The sequence below is a fragment of the Sporosarcina sp. ACRSM genome (assembly GCF_022346545.1).
GTDB lineage: Bacteria > Bacillota > Bacilli > Bacillales_A > Planococcaceae > Sporosarcina.
Genome location: NZ_JAKRNU010000013.1, coordinates 1 through 13,895 on the forward strand (window position 1 = coordinate 1; position 13,895 = coordinate 13,895).

9 protein-coding genes, 1 pseudogene and 1 riboswitch are annotated in these 13,895 nt (G+C 43.3%); of the genes and pseudogenes, 3 read left to right on the forward strand and 7 right to left on the reverse strand.

The genetic code is table 11. The annotated features are described in order from the left end of the window. Nucleotides 1-251: 251 nt before the first annotated feature. Complete coding sequence (locus tag MHZ95_RS17610; RefSeq protein WP_370643100.1) at nt 252-2,261, forward strand: methyl-accepting chemotaxis protein; 2,010 nt, start codon at nt 252-254, stop codon at nt 2,259-2,261. A gap of 191 nt (nt 2,262-2,452) precedes the next feature. Here the strand turns inward: MHZ95_RS17610 and MHZ95_RS17615 are convergent, their stop codons facing one another. Beyond that, nucleotides 2,453-3,415, reverse strand: a complete 963-nt coding sequence (locus MHZ95_RS17615; RefSeq protein WP_239392107.1) for a sensor domain-containing diguanylate cyclase — start codon at nt 3,413-3,415, stop codon at nt 2,453-2,455. A gap of 72 nt (nt 3,416-3,487) precedes the next feature. After that, a riboswitch (cyclic di-GMP riboswitch) is annotated at nt 3,488-3,572 on the reverse strand. A gap of 546 nt (nt 3,573-4,118) precedes the next feature. On the opposite strand from MHZ95_RS17615, the gene MHZ95_RS17620 reads away from it, so the two are divergent. Then, nucleotides 4,119-4,700 (forward strand): hypothetical protein, encoded by a 582-nt coding sequence (locus MHZ95_RS17620; RefSeq protein ID WP_239392108.1) that lies wholly within the window; start codon nt 4,119-4,121, stop codon nt 4,698-4,700. Between the two features lie 531 nt (nt 4,701-5,231). On the opposite strand, the pseudogene MHZ95_RS17625 reads toward MHZ95_RS17620, so the two are convergent. The 3 genes and pseudogenes from MHZ95_RS17625 to MHZ95_RS17635 all read right to left on the reverse strand — a co-directional run. Beyond that, nucleotides 5,232-5,480 (reverse strand): annotated as a pseudogene (locus tag MHZ95_RS17625) (alpha-ketoglutarate transporter); the annotation flags it as partial. Between the two features lie 316 nt (nt 5,481-5,796). Beyond that, a complete protein-coding gene (locus tag MHZ95_RS17630) occupies nt 5,797-7,431 on the reverse strand; it encodes a flavin-containing monooxygenase (RefSeq protein ID WP_239392109.1) in 1,635 nt (544 codons plus the stop codon). A 21-nt stretch (nt 7,432-7,452) separates the two neighbouring features. After that, nucleotides 7,453-8,385 carry an alpha/beta hydrolase gene (locus MHZ95_RS17635; RefSeq protein WP_239392110.1) on the reverse strand — a complete coding sequence of 311 codons (933 nt, stop codon included), beginning with the start codon at nt 8,383-8,385 and terminating at the stop codon, nt 7,453-7,455. 185 nt (nt 8,386-8,570) lie between these two features. Here MHZ95_RS17635 and MHZ95_RS17640 point away from each other — a divergent pair, with 185 nt between their 5' ends. Beyond that, entirely contained in the window at nt 8,571-9,254 is a 684-nt protein-coding gene (locus tag MHZ95_RS17640) for a response regulator transcription factor (RefSeq protein WP_239392111.1), read from the forward strand. Nucleotides 9,255-9,474: 220 nt separating this feature from the next. Here the strand turns inward: MHZ95_RS17640 and MHZ95_RS17645 are convergent, their stop codons facing one another. The 3 genes from MHZ95_RS17645 to MHZ95_RS17655 form a co-directional block, all read right to left on the reverse strand. Next, nucleotides 9,475-10,773 (reverse strand): amidohydrolase, encoded by a 1,299-nt coding sequence (locus MHZ95_RS17645; RefSeq protein WP_239392112.1) that lies wholly within the window; start codon nt 10,771-10,773, stop codon nt 9,475-9,477. Between the two features lie 74 nt (nt 10,774-10,847). After that, nucleotides 10,848-12,365, reverse strand: a complete 1,518-nt coding sequence (locus tag MHZ95_RS17650; protein ID WP_239392113.1) for an AbgT family transporter — start codon at nt 12,363-12,365, stop codon at nt 10,848-10,850. An 87-nt stretch (nt 12,366-12,452) separates the two neighbouring features. Further along, a complete protein-coding gene (locus MHZ95_RS17655) occupies nt 12,453-13,886 on the reverse strand; it encodes a M20 family metallopeptidase (RefSeq protein ID WP_239392114.1) in 1,434 nt (477 codons plus the stop codon). Nucleotides 13,887-13,895: the final 9 nt, after the last annotated feature.

Genomic DNA, 13,895 nt, shown 5'->3' on the forward strand with positions numbered 1-13,895 from the left:
TGAGCTCGCGAAACAAAGTTTGAGCGCTGGCGGCGACGCTTTGAGCTCGCGAAACAAAGTTTGAGCGCTGGCGGCGACGCTTTGAGCTCGCGAAACAAAGTTTGAGCGCTGGCGGCGACGCCTTGAGCGCGAGAGCTTGCTTTATAGTGACGTAGCGACCTGTTATTCCCGAATGTTCCGTGATTAATTTAGATCATCTTTGTTATTGAAATCAAAAGATTTTTACCGAAGTATTAAAAGAGTACCGATGAATGAAAGGCATCTTAAACCCAATCGGAAAGGAAGAAACAACGATGAGGCATCGCTTCAATACGATTCGAGCAAAACTAATTTTGGCCTTTTCTCTTATTTTGATCATCCCGGCAGTCATTATTGGATTCACGTCCTATATGTCCGCAAAAGATGCGGTAAAAAAACAAATTACTGCTGCTGCCGATGAAAACACCCATATTTTGAATACGATTATTGATAACACAATCTCCACGAAAATCCATGATGTCGAACTTTTTAGCAATCAAGCATCGAAAAGTTTATATGATGGACATGAGAGTCCAGAAATACGGAGCAAGCTAGCCCAATATGCCGCTTTGCACCCGGAAATCTTGAGCATCTATGTCGGTACGGAGGAGGGCTTCTACATACAGGAGCCGGTCATCAACGACACTTCTATCTATGATCCGCGAACCCGCGATTGGTACAAACAAGCGATGGAACAGAAAGGCGAAATCCTCATATCGAAGCCGTATAAGGATGCGGCCGTAGATGATATAGTTGTCACCATTTCCAAGACAACGAAGGACCATTCAGGTGTGGTTAGCGTCGATATTACGTTGGATTATATTACTAAACTGGCGAAACAAGTATCAATTGGAAAAGAGGGGTATGCCTTTTTGCTAGATGGAGATATGAATTTCATTTCCCATCCGACTGGCGAAGGAGGAACTTCGGCACAAGAGGATTTCTATAAAAAGATGTATGAGCAAAAGCAAGGCACTTTTGAATATACAATTGAAGGTGATGAGCAGTTCATGACTTTCCTGACGAACGAACTGACCGGATGGAAGATCGGAGGCACGCTCATTACATCCGAAATAGAGGAAGCGGCCGCCCCGATCTTAAACAGGACAAGCGTCGTCATCGGGATTGCCTTATTGGTCGGCGCCCTGATCGTATTCTTCATTATCCAATCCTTCCTTAGACCGATAAGGGTTTTGAAGGAACAAGCCCATACCATCAGTAAAGGCGACCTGACTGAAGAAATCGAAATCAAGACGAACGACGAGATTGGCCAATTGGGCGGAGCATTCCGTGACATGCAGGAAAGCTTGAGAAACCTGGTCGGTAAAATCGAGCACAATACGGAACTTGTCGCAGCTTCCTCTGAAGAGTTGACGGCAAGCGCCGAACAGACGATGTATGCGACCGAACATGTAGCAGGAGCGGTTCAAGAAGTGGCGGGCAATGCCGAAAATCAGTTAAACAGCGTCGAGAATAACGTACGTCTGATCGACCAAGTCACGGAGGGGATTTCTGACATTGCCAATCGTTCCGTAAACGTAACAGAACTCGCCATTCATACGAGAGAACAAGCCGAAATCGGTGGACAGGCGGTTACCAATACCGTGAATCAGATGACTTCCATCCAATCTTCAGTGTCTGAATCAAACCGTATGATCAGCTCCCTCTCCGAACGTTCCAAAGAAGTCGGGTCCATTTTGAATGTCATTACCGGGATTGCGGAGCAAACAAACTTGCTCGCCTTGAACGCCGCCATCGAAGCAGCGCGAGCGGGCGAACATGGAAAAGGCTTTGCGGTCGTCGCCGACGAAGTGAGAAAGCTGGCCGAACAATCCCAGCAATCCGCCACAGAGATTTTCAACATCATTCAAGGTATTCAAAAAGATACCGAAAACTCCGTCGGCATGATGGCCAAAGTGACAGAAGACGTCAAAGAAGGAATGAACATCTCGAATGAAGCGATTGAAAAATTCGAGCAAATTCTGAAAAGCACCCAAGAGATCACACCGCAAATGGGTGACATTTCAAGAACTGCGCAAAACGTTCAAATCGCTATTAAAGAATTAAGCGCAACCGCCATTGAACTCGAAAACATGGCGAAAAGCAATGCATCTTCCTCCGAAGAAGTAGCCGCCTCAACTGAACAGCAGCTAGCTTCCATGGAAGAAATCACCGCCTCCGCCAAAACACTCTCCTCTATGGCAGAGGAACTGCAAGAATTAATTTCCAGCTTTAAGCATTAAGCGACAGCATCTATCCTGATGGAACGGGATAGATGCTGTTTTTTCTTTTATGAACGATGGTTGTTCCTTTTGATCACTAGTGCACCGCTTTGAGCGCGAGGCGGAGCCTTTGATCAATAACACAAACGCTTTGAGCGCGCCAAGTATTTTATGATCACTAGTGCACACCCTTCAACCAAGTTGCCCTTTCCTCAACTAAGCACAAGTTGCTTTTGCTTTTTATCATTTTTGTTCTGATACATTCTTTTGTCGGCTTGGGTTAGGAGGTTGTCCATGTTTCCGATTGAGCGCTCGGTAGATGCATGGCCAAGTGAAAGGCTTAATTTTCGCTCTTTTGTCTTTTCATTAAAGTCGGCTATTTGAGCTTCGAATTCTTGACATAGCATTTCGGCTTGTAAAGATGTGTGGTTGGGAAGGATGATGACGAATTCGTCTCCGCCTATTCTAGCTACAGTCGCATTTTTCGAGAAAAATTCACGGATCATTTTGGCAGATTGTTGTAAGATTTTATCACCTTCTACATGTCCAAATGTATCATTGATCCCTTTTAATTCATCCAAATCACAAAGGATAAGTGCTATGGGACAATTGATTTCGTTGTTATAACGCTCTATGATTTTCTCAAAGTAATTCCGGTTGTAAAGACCTGTCAAAATATCATGTGTGCTCAAGTATCGTAGCTCTTGCTGCATCTCCACTTTCTCCGTAATATCCCGGATATAGCCGACCATTGCAACCAACTCCCCCTTTTCATAAATAGGGGTGGCATATTCCTCACACCATTTATAGTTCCCGGTCTGGTCCTTCCAACGTTGCAAAATGGGCTTACTGAAATCGACCTTGCCCTCCATTTTCTTCACTAAAAGCTCACGATCCTCTGGATGAATATAGTTAAATGAGATTTGAGGATTTTGATAGCTCGCCTTCAAAAGCCCGGGGCCCAACAAATTCTCAATGGACGGGCTGACGTAAAAATATTTTGGGCGCGGCTTGAGTTGATAATGATAAATCACATCTTTAGAACTATCGACCAACTCCAGCATCCGGCTCATCCTATTTAACCGGTAACCAGATCCATTCTTCAAATATCGTTTGAAGAACTGTGGAATAAGCATTCCTGTCAGCATGCCTAGTGTAAAAAGTACCACCTTCACTGCCATCCCCCCAAGCCAATATAAATAGCAGACCAATCGAATGTCGTTTAGTCTGCTGTTCCATAAACACTATTCGATAGCTGGCTGACTTAGTCCATCGACTTTAGTCCCTCTAGCTTTGCGTCTCCACCTTTCGATGAATTTGCCATTATTGTTTTTATTTTGAAAGTAATTACTACCTACTCTACCGTTCTATGACAACTAGGTCAATAGGCTTTGTTGGAAAATTTTTCATCGAAATTTTAAAGTTACCTATTTCTTTGGACATCCCTTATCGAAACACTTTCAATGCCGTACAAATTGTATCACTTTCCAAAGTCATCACCGCAACAGTCCACGAAGCCTCTTATACAGATGTTAGTGCTTGGTATTTTTTATGTTATTTTGAGCGTGAGACAGTAGGTTTTGAGCGCGGGAGGGAGTTTTTGAGCATATGGAAGCGACTTTGAGCGCGGGAAGATATTTGTGAGCGCATGGTAAATGACTTTGAGCGCGAGGAGTGCCTAGTGCTGACTTAATTCAAGTCAGTTTCAATACAAATTCCTACCATTAATTTTATTGCAAAACGGGTTGTATCGTTTCATTTGATATTTATCCTATCCAATTGAAATTATAGAAAGCCAAAAGAGCTAGGTTCACTTCCTGCTTTCCCGGGTATTTATAATTTGTAATAGAGTCGGCAGTTATAAAGAAGGGGATTTACATGTTTGGACTCATGGATTTACTCTCGCTTATCATATCGGCATTTATTATCTTGCCCGTCGTCATCCTCTTGCGGGAAACGGGTTATTTGCTTGTGAGTGCGATTTTCGGCGTGAAAAACCCTCGACTGACCGTCGGATCCGGTCCTCGGATTATTAAAATAGGGATTTTCGATATTCGGAAATATTATCACCTGTATAGTTGGTTTTCTTATGATTCATTGAAACGGACAAGCAAATTCGCCTATATTAGCATTTATGCGGGGCCAATCCTCCTCAACGTTTCGCTAGCCCTCACCATTAACGCTCTTCTCGCGAATGGCATGCTGGAGGAATACCGGAGTTTTTGGGATCGATTTGTTTTCTATGCGATGTATTATGTGCTTCTTGATATCATCCCGATGATGACCTTAAACGGGAAGCCAAATAATGGAATGATCATCTACGAAATGATCCGCTACGGCAAACGGATCGATTATAATAATGAACCATTCATCCCTGCAACGAGTGACGTGGAAGAACAGTATCAGGAAGAAATGAAAGAATTGGCGAAGAAAGTGAAGGAGAAATGGGAGGAAGATTGAAGCAAATGTCCCTCTCCACTTGTTTTTCAGGCGGGCGTTGATTACTTTGTGCGTTTGTAAAAATGTAATTCTAGAACTTTTCATGAGACTACGATAATAGGGCTCTTTTCCTCTAACTTATCGTTAAGGGGAAGTAGATTGTCTTACTTCAGAAAAAATTTATCGAGATTGGGACATGTTCTACTTCGAGCTGCATATAGTTTTGTAGAGAATGTTTTAATAGTAGCATTTGACGAATAATCATTTTTAGCAATAAATAAAAAAGGGGTCATGAAAATGTTGAAAACAGTAAAAGGTAAAGTAATCGTAGGAACTGTTGCAGTTGGATTATTATCAGGTGCAGGCGTTGCTCTAGGTACGTCGGGTGCAGGATCCAATTTAAAAAATTGACTTGAAAAACGAACTGAACAAAAGTTAAAGTTCAAGAACCGGAAGCTGCAACCATTCGGCAAAGGCAAGATTTGATAGGTATCGGATCAAAATCAAAACAGAGCAAGGATGCCCTTTTCAAGGCACCCCTGCTCTGTTCTTTCATTTATCGGCTTTTCCTGATACTGGAGCAGCTAAGTCAAGTTCGGCTTTGATGTGCGAGGCTTTCGAAGACTCGTCCATACGCCAGTAGACCATAAAGCTTACAGCAATACAGGCAGCTACATAGAAATAGAACATGGATTCAAATCCAATTCCTTTTAACCATAGCGCAACGAACTCCGCCGTTCCACCGAAAACTGCGACGGTGACAGCATAAGGAAATCCAACGCCAAGGGCACGGATTGCAGTCTAGATTCGGCTGACTTTACGGTCTTCCCCGAGACGGAAACAGGCACGTAGAAAACAAAGAAAGTCATACATGGAAGAACAGAGATGAGACGAGATTGTCCATGCATATATTGCTGTCTCTTTTTTACGAAACATCCAAACGATGTAAAAAAGGGAATAAGGTTACCGTACTGTCTCATTCCCTGTTCGCTTGCCTCTTTAAATCATTATTCCAACTATACTAAACGGTTCTTTCAGTGCCAAGTCGTGAACGAAACAAATAGAAGAAACCAATCGAGACATCCTCCCGACTGATTTCTTCTATTTCGCTATACAACTATTGCATGCTTGACTTCACGATCCCTTGAAAAGCTTTTTCGAATGTAAATCCTTCATATTGACGTTCAGCGACTTGGTCACATATTTTACGATAACTATCTAGACCGCCAACGTAAATGACGAAGCCACGTTGGGTTCCATCGATGTTGGCGCCGGTGTACCAGGAGTTTGTCTGCGGGAATAATGTGCTATTGGCCAAGTCATCACATTGTTTTCCCCATGCGATTTCCGCGTTTTGTTGCGCTTCGATCGTTTGCAAGCCGTTGGATTCCACATAGCCGATGCATTGGTCGATCCAGTCTACATGCTGCTCAATGGCAGATGGCATATTCGTTAAAACGGATGGACTTTGCGGGCCTGTGATCATGAAAAAGTTCGGGAAGTTTTCCATCGTCAATCCAAGATAGGTGGAGACATTCCTCCCCTTTTCCCACTTTTCCTGAATCGTTTGTCCATTCCGCCCTTGTAAATTGATTTTCAACAGCGAACCCGTCATGGCTTCATAGCCCGTTGCATAGACGATGACATCGCATTCGATCGTTTCGTTACGTAGTTTTACACCGTTTTCAACAATTCGTTCAATCGGATTATCTTTTAAAGATACGATATGGACATGGTCCTCATTAAACATTTCGTAGAAGTTCGTTCCGATGATTAAACGTTTCGTCGTAATATAATAATCCGGATGCAATTGTTCAGCCGTTTCCGGTTGTTCCACGATTTCGTCAATCTTATCCCGCACATATTGGGCAACGACGTTGTTTGTTTCTTTATTGACACCGATATCCGGGAAAGCGGAGCCTAACGCTAATGCACCTGTTTTCCATACATAGTCCAGCGTTTCTTTTTGTTGTTCAGCGGAAAATTCTGTGGCAGACTTTCCAGTTGTAAACATCCGAATTCCACCGGGGGTCGTAAAAAATGCGTCACGAATTTCTTTATAATTCGCGATGGCTTCATCCTGTTGCTCCTTACTTAACAGATGATTGCGCGCTTCGCCTACGTAGTGGGGCGTTCGCATAAGCAACGTCAGTTCTTTCGCTTCCTTCGCAATTTCCGGCATCGCCTGGACACCACTTGAACCATTGCCAATCACAACTACCCGTTTTCCGGTGAAATCCACTTGTTCATGTGGCCATCGTCCGGTATGGTACTGCTCACCTTGAAAAAGACTGACCCCTTCAAACGGTGGAATATTAGTTGTTGATAAACAGCCCATTCCACTAATCAAATATTTCGCTTCAATGATTTCATTTGTATCGGTCGTAATTTTCCATGTTTTTTCTTCCTCTTGAAAACTTGCTTCCGTCACTCTTGTTTTGAATTGAATATCGGATCGCAACTCCAACTCATCCGCAACAAAATTAAGGTATTCCAAAATTTCCGGTTGAGAGGCGTATCGATCTTTCCAACGCCATTTTTTATAAAGTTCTTCTGAGAAGGTGAAATTATAAAAGATGGAATCCGAGTCACATTTCGCCCCCGGGTAACGGCTCCAATACCAAACACCGCCTACCCCATCCGCCGCCTCGATAACACGTACGGACAGGCCGCGCTCCCTTAACTTATGCAACATGTAGAGCCCCGAAAACCCAGCTCCGATGACAACCGCATCATATTGTTTTGCTCTCATTTTTACCCCCCATTTCATTTTTCATTTTGAAGGTACTAAGCTCAAAAATTTTGCGATTGCGTCTACGGTTGCTTTTGTTTCATCTGCGAAAACGGCCATATTGCTAAAATAACCGTGGACACTCCCATCTATTTGCACATAATCCACCGGTACGCCAGCTTCTTTTAATTTGTCACGGTACTGCATACCTTCATCCAACAGCACATCATTTTCGGCTGCCACTATAATGGCAGGAGGTAAAGCGCTTACATTTTTATGAAGCAAAGGGGACACGAGTGGATCTTTAAATTCTTTTTCATTATTGATATAATATTTGCCAAACCAGATCATCAACTCTTTGTCTAATCCGTATCCTTCAGCGAATTTTTCATAGGAGGAAGTGGTGAAATCCAAGTTGGTCACAGGATAGATCAGGGCTTGCGCAGTAATGGAAGGTCCTTTGTTCTCTTGACTGAGAATCGCCATGACGGTTGCCAAATTGCCACCAGCCGAATCACCGCCGACCACAATATCCTCACCGACCGCGTTCAACTCAGACGCATGCTCACGAGCCCAACAAAGCGCTGCATAACTATCTTCAACAGGCACTGGGAAACGATGCTCCGGTGCTAATCGATAGTCCACAGACATAACGATGCGACTCGTCTTCTCTGCCAATAAACGACAACCGGCATCGGAAGTTTCCAAATCACCAATTACCCAACCGCCCCCATGGTAATAGACAAAAAGCGGGAAAGGGCCTTGTCCCGATGGCGTATAAATGCGAATCGTTATTTCACCGTTATCCACAGCGATTTGGCGATCTTCTACCTTGGCGACAGGAGGTATTTCAATGCCTTCTGGAACAGGGACCAAACTCATCATTTCACGAACCTCTTCAGCCGTAAGCGATTGAAACTTCGGTCCACTATAAAACGCCTCTAAATATAGCTTTGCACTGTTGGTTAATCCCATCTTGTCAACATCCTTCCCCATTTAATTTCTGCATCCTGTTTGTCTGCATGTCTATCTTAACAAATATTAAACTATTCAGAATATTCCTTCTTTAGTGTATACTACTTCATACGAAGAGGTACTATTTGACGTTGCATTACTACTTTTAGGGGAATCAGATTCGTCTATATTAAGGGGGCGATCCTTTGCAAACCTGGACATTTGAAGAGAAATTGCAAGAGGCTGTGCATTACCAAACGCAAGAGGAGCAAATTTGCCATATCCTCTCAACCTTTGCAGAAATGTTTAAGAGTGAACGACTTTCATTCTATCGGTTCAGCCCAATCGGATATGTCGGAGAAGGAATCGCGCAACTAGAAAATGGCCAATTCCAATCGCTTTCATATGTTCGTGACGATATCCGATCATTGCCCGTTATTAAAAAAGCGATAGAAAAACGCAAGACGCACTTTTATGCCGGACAGGAAATCATCACCCTCATCTCAAGTCGCTACCATCGCGCTGAACCGCTACAAGCATTAATCGTCGTTCCGATTCATGTGAATAACTTGTCCATCGCCTATATATGTAGTGAATACATGCACAGCATCCCTCCACACGATGGACAAACAATCGAGCTACTCACCCAATTCGGCAGCATAGCCGGAAGACTGCTCGTCCGACCTCAAAAGATCGCACATCCCAAACTAAGTCCACGAGAAAACGAAATTGTACGCGCACTCGCCAATGGTTTATCTACAAAAGAACTCACCGACCTTTTATGCTTAAGCGAAGCAACCATCAAGCAATACATCAAATCCGCCTTTGTCAAATTAGGGGCCAAAAACCGCGCTCACGCAGTTTCGATTTATCTGGCTCCGAAAATATAATGCGAGATGTATCTTACTTGTGCGGAAACGTTGTTGACTTCCATGGGTACGTTGTTTCATTCGTGCTGAGCTTTGCCTACTTCGTGTAAAAGGACCTCCACCTTAAATAGAATAACCTTCGCGCGGAGAATGCAGCATCCCGCGCAAAGATCACAACGTTTTCATTGCATTTCACAAGAAAAAGGGAATCCACATGGACTCCCTTTTTCTAACAACTATCTTATAGCTCGCTTATTTTCAATACTGATCGATATAACACATCAACGGCTGTAAGCAACGTTTCCTCATTGATATCAAATTTTTCATTATGGTGTCCTGCAGCAAGGTCCGTACCGACAATACAATACGTGACGAGGCCACCATTCTGTTTCACCCGCTCCATGAAGTAAGTTGCATCTTCAGAGCCTGCCGGGTCATTGGATTCCAATATCGTTTCTTTCACAAGGTCCGACGCTTGTGCACATTCCTTGAGGATCAATGCCAACTCTTCCGAACCTTGACTGCTCAGTGCTTCACCCACTGTATCGATCTGATAATCGAGCTGGTACATTTGGGCTGCACCGGCAACAATCGATTCTAGCTGGGCTTTTACGTATTGATTCACCTCGGAATTTTCACCACGTGTTTCCGCCTTTAGAAATGCCTGATCTGCGATAATATTTCTTCCTGCACCGGCATGTAATTCACCGACATTCACTCTTGAAATCCCTTTTGAATGTCTAGCGATCGCATGCATATTCAATGCAGCTGTTGCCGCAGCTAACAATGCATTATTCCCTTCCTCAGGTTCGGCTCCTGCATGGGCGGCCTTCCCTTTGAAAGTAATATCCAGTTTGGATGTGGCAAGGAAACCGTTATTCGAGGCCACGAAATGTTGATGTGGAACACCTGTCCCAACATGCGTTGCAATGAAATAATCTACATCATCGACAACCCCTGCGCTCGCCATCGACTTTGCACCGCGCGTCCCCTCTTCGGCAGGTTGAAAGATCAATTTAATCGTCCCTTTTAACGCTTCTTTATTACTCATAAGGACTGTAGCCAAGCCTAGCCCAATCGCTGTGTGTGCATCATGGCCACACGCATGCATTTTATGAGGAAGTTTAGATCTGAACCCTTCTTGTTTCGGGAAATGACTGTCCAACTCCGATTCGTGAATATCGAGCGCATCCATATCGAATCGATAAGCGATTGTCGGTCCTGCTACTCCGGTATCCAGTGTGGCAACAATCCCCGTATACCCCTCTGAAAAGTTTTCGATATAGTCTTTGTTAGCCCCATTTTCTATCGCCCAGTGATAATGCTTTTTCGTCGCTTCATCATCCGGTTTTCCCATACAATCTTCGCTCGCCATCACCGATTTCCCCATTGCCAAGTCGAAACCTAACTCATCCAGAATAGATGCTACAATGGAAGCTGTTCGCATTTCAAGGAACCCTGTTTCAGGGTGTTGGTGAAAATCCCTTCTCCAACCAATTACCTTTTTCGACAAATCAGAATCAAGTTGTGTAACCATCATGTACCGATCTCCCTTATTGTTTTTAGAATACTAGCCCATCTCTTCCTTCCAACTGAAAGACGCGCTCGTTTTTCTTATAGAAATGGCGTGACGCCCGGACCAATTGGTAGATTAAACATGTAAAAGATTGCGATCAAAATGATCCAAACAGTTAAAAATATAAGTGAGTAAGGGATCATCAGTGACATCAATGTCCCAATACCAGCCTTCTTATCATATTTTTGCATAAACGATAGAATAACGACAAGATATGGATTTAACGGCGTCATAATATTAAAAGAAGAGTCAGCCACACGATAACCTAATTGTGTGAACGCAGGATGATACCCTAACTGCATAAACATCGGGACAAATATCGGTGCCTCAAGTGCCCATTTTGCCGAACCTGAAGTGATAAAGAACTCCAATATGGCCGTTAAAATAATATAACCGATGATGAGCCAGATTCCTGTAAAGTTAATATCTGTGAGTAGCTCAGCTCCATTGACCGCGATCCAAATCCCAATATTGGACCAGTTGAAATAAGCGATAAATTGGGAGATTGCAAATATTAACACGATATAACCCGATAATTCTTTAATTGATTCAGCCATATATTTACTGACATCTTTTGTCGTTTTAATATTCCCTAACGTCATTCCGTACGTAACCCCTATCGTTAGGAACCAGAATAAGATGATCGGAATGATTCCAGACAGGAATGGCGATGGGATTAACCCACCTGTTTCATTTGTCAAAGCACTGTTTGGTACCATAATCGCAACTACGAGAATAGCGATGTATAGCAAACCAGCAATGACCGCATTTCTAAACGCTTTTCCGGCTTTCGGATGTTCTTCGAGCTCTACAACTACTGCTTCTCCTGTATATTTACCAAGTCTTGGCTCAATTATTTTTTCCGTAACTAAAGCACCAACAACCGTCAATACAAAAACGGAAACAATATTAAAGTACCAGTTATCTACAGGTGTAACGACAAGCGCTTCATCCATAATTTTAGCAGCTTCCGTAGAAATACCCGCTAACAGCGCGTCTGTTCCAACAATTAGTAGATTGGCTGTAAACCCTGCACCCGCTGAACCAAAACCTGCGACCAAACCGGCAATTGGATTACGTCCCACTTTATAGAAAACCATTGCCGCTAATGGCGGGATTAAAATCATCGCCGCATCTGATGCAAGGTTCCCCATGATTCCTACAAATACAACAGCATACGTGACTAATGAAGGAGGTGCTTTTAAAATCGTTTTTCGGATAGCATAATCTAGCAATCCTACTTTTTCAGCTAGTCCAACCCCAAGCATCATGGATAATACTAGCCCCAATGGAGCAAATCCCGTGAAGTTAGAGAGCATAGATGTTAAGATATATTGGATCCCTTCACCAGAAGCCAAGTTTTTAATCGAAACTTCTTCACCACTTCCCGGGTGGACAACAGAAGCACCAAACAAACTCATAATATAAGATAAAACAATAACAGCGACCGCTAAAACTGCAAATAGCATAAATGGATCGGGTAGTCGATTCCCCATCACTTCAATTCCATTTAATACTTTACCAAAAACACCTTTTTTCTTCGCTTCTGTATTCATATTGTACCTCCCTCACGACTCATTCCTTTTAGGAATCGACGAAATCGGCAATGAAGCCGATTTCATCTTCTGTTGTCTGCTTTCTAGTTAGTTTAATTTTGACGGTTTGACGTCTGTTGGAATCGGACATGTATAAGGATTTTTCGCTTGAAATGCTTGGAATTCCTTTTTCACGTTTTCCATATCCTCTGGATGGTTGAACAGCTGAATGGCGGTTAAGGCCATCGCTTCTGCCGCACGGAACATCCCTTTATGTGCAAAACTGCTAATCCCTTGTGTTGTCATTTGCCATGTGTGTAAAGGTGTTCCAAGAGTAGATGTCGCTGCAGTCAATTGTGCAGTCGGCACGACCCAGCTCACGTCCGACACATCTGTCGAGCCCGGAAGCACACCTTCTTTATCACTATACGGTGCAATTGTATCTGCTAAATATTTTCCTTCAAATTCACTTCCATCCCCGGAATAACCGAATCCTCTCATAAGATCCAAATAATTCTCTTGCTCCCCTTGCGTTAAGGACTCCCAAATTTTCTCAGCATAAGCCATTTCTTCATCTGTAGGTGCTTCGGTGCCTGCCTCAAGTAAACTTTTATGCAATATTTTTTCTAAACTACGATTTGGGATGTAGTTGGAACAGGCTTTATCGAATTTGATCGTCACTTCTGTTTCTGTCATCATTGCCGCGCCTTCCGCAATTTTACATACCCTTTTATAAATATCATCTACTTCTTTAACTTTTGGGGAACGGATTAGATAAAGCACCTCTGCATTCGCTTGGACTACATTCGGAGAAATGCCCCCTGTGTTTGTGACTGCATAGTGCATCCTTGCTTCCGGTATGACATGTTCGCGTAGGTAATTCACACCTACGTTCATCAGCTCAACCGCATCCAATGCGCTTCTGCCTAAATGTGGAGAGTTTGCAGCATGGGATGAGATCCCTTTAAACTGAAAATACACTTGATAGTTTGCCAAGCTGGACAAGCCCATAATACTGTTACTTGGAGACGGGTGCCACGTGAGCGCTGCATCGACTCCTTCAAAAACACCTTCCCGCACCATAAACGTTTTCCCGGATCCACCTTCTTCACCTGGACAACCGAAAAATTTCACCGTACCGGATAACCCATTCTCTTCCAAGTATTTCTTCGCCGCGCATGCAGCCGCAAATGCACCCGTTCCAAGCAAATTATGTCCACATCCATGGCCATTACTTGTATCCCACGGTTCATAAGCTGTTTTGTTCGGTTCTTGGCTTAATCCGGAAAGCGCATCAAATTCACCTAAGAAACCAATGACCGGTTTCCCGCTTCCATAAGTAGCCACAAACGCCGTTTCAATACCAGCAACACCACGCTCTACCGAAAAACCTTCTCTTTCACATGCTTTCGCTAAATATTCAGCTGACGCATATTCTTCAAATCTTGTTTCCGGATGGTTGAAAATATATTCACTCACTTCTTCGAATCGTGCTTTATTTTCCATTAAATAATTCTTCGTAAATTCACTTACAGTTGACATGGTGATTCC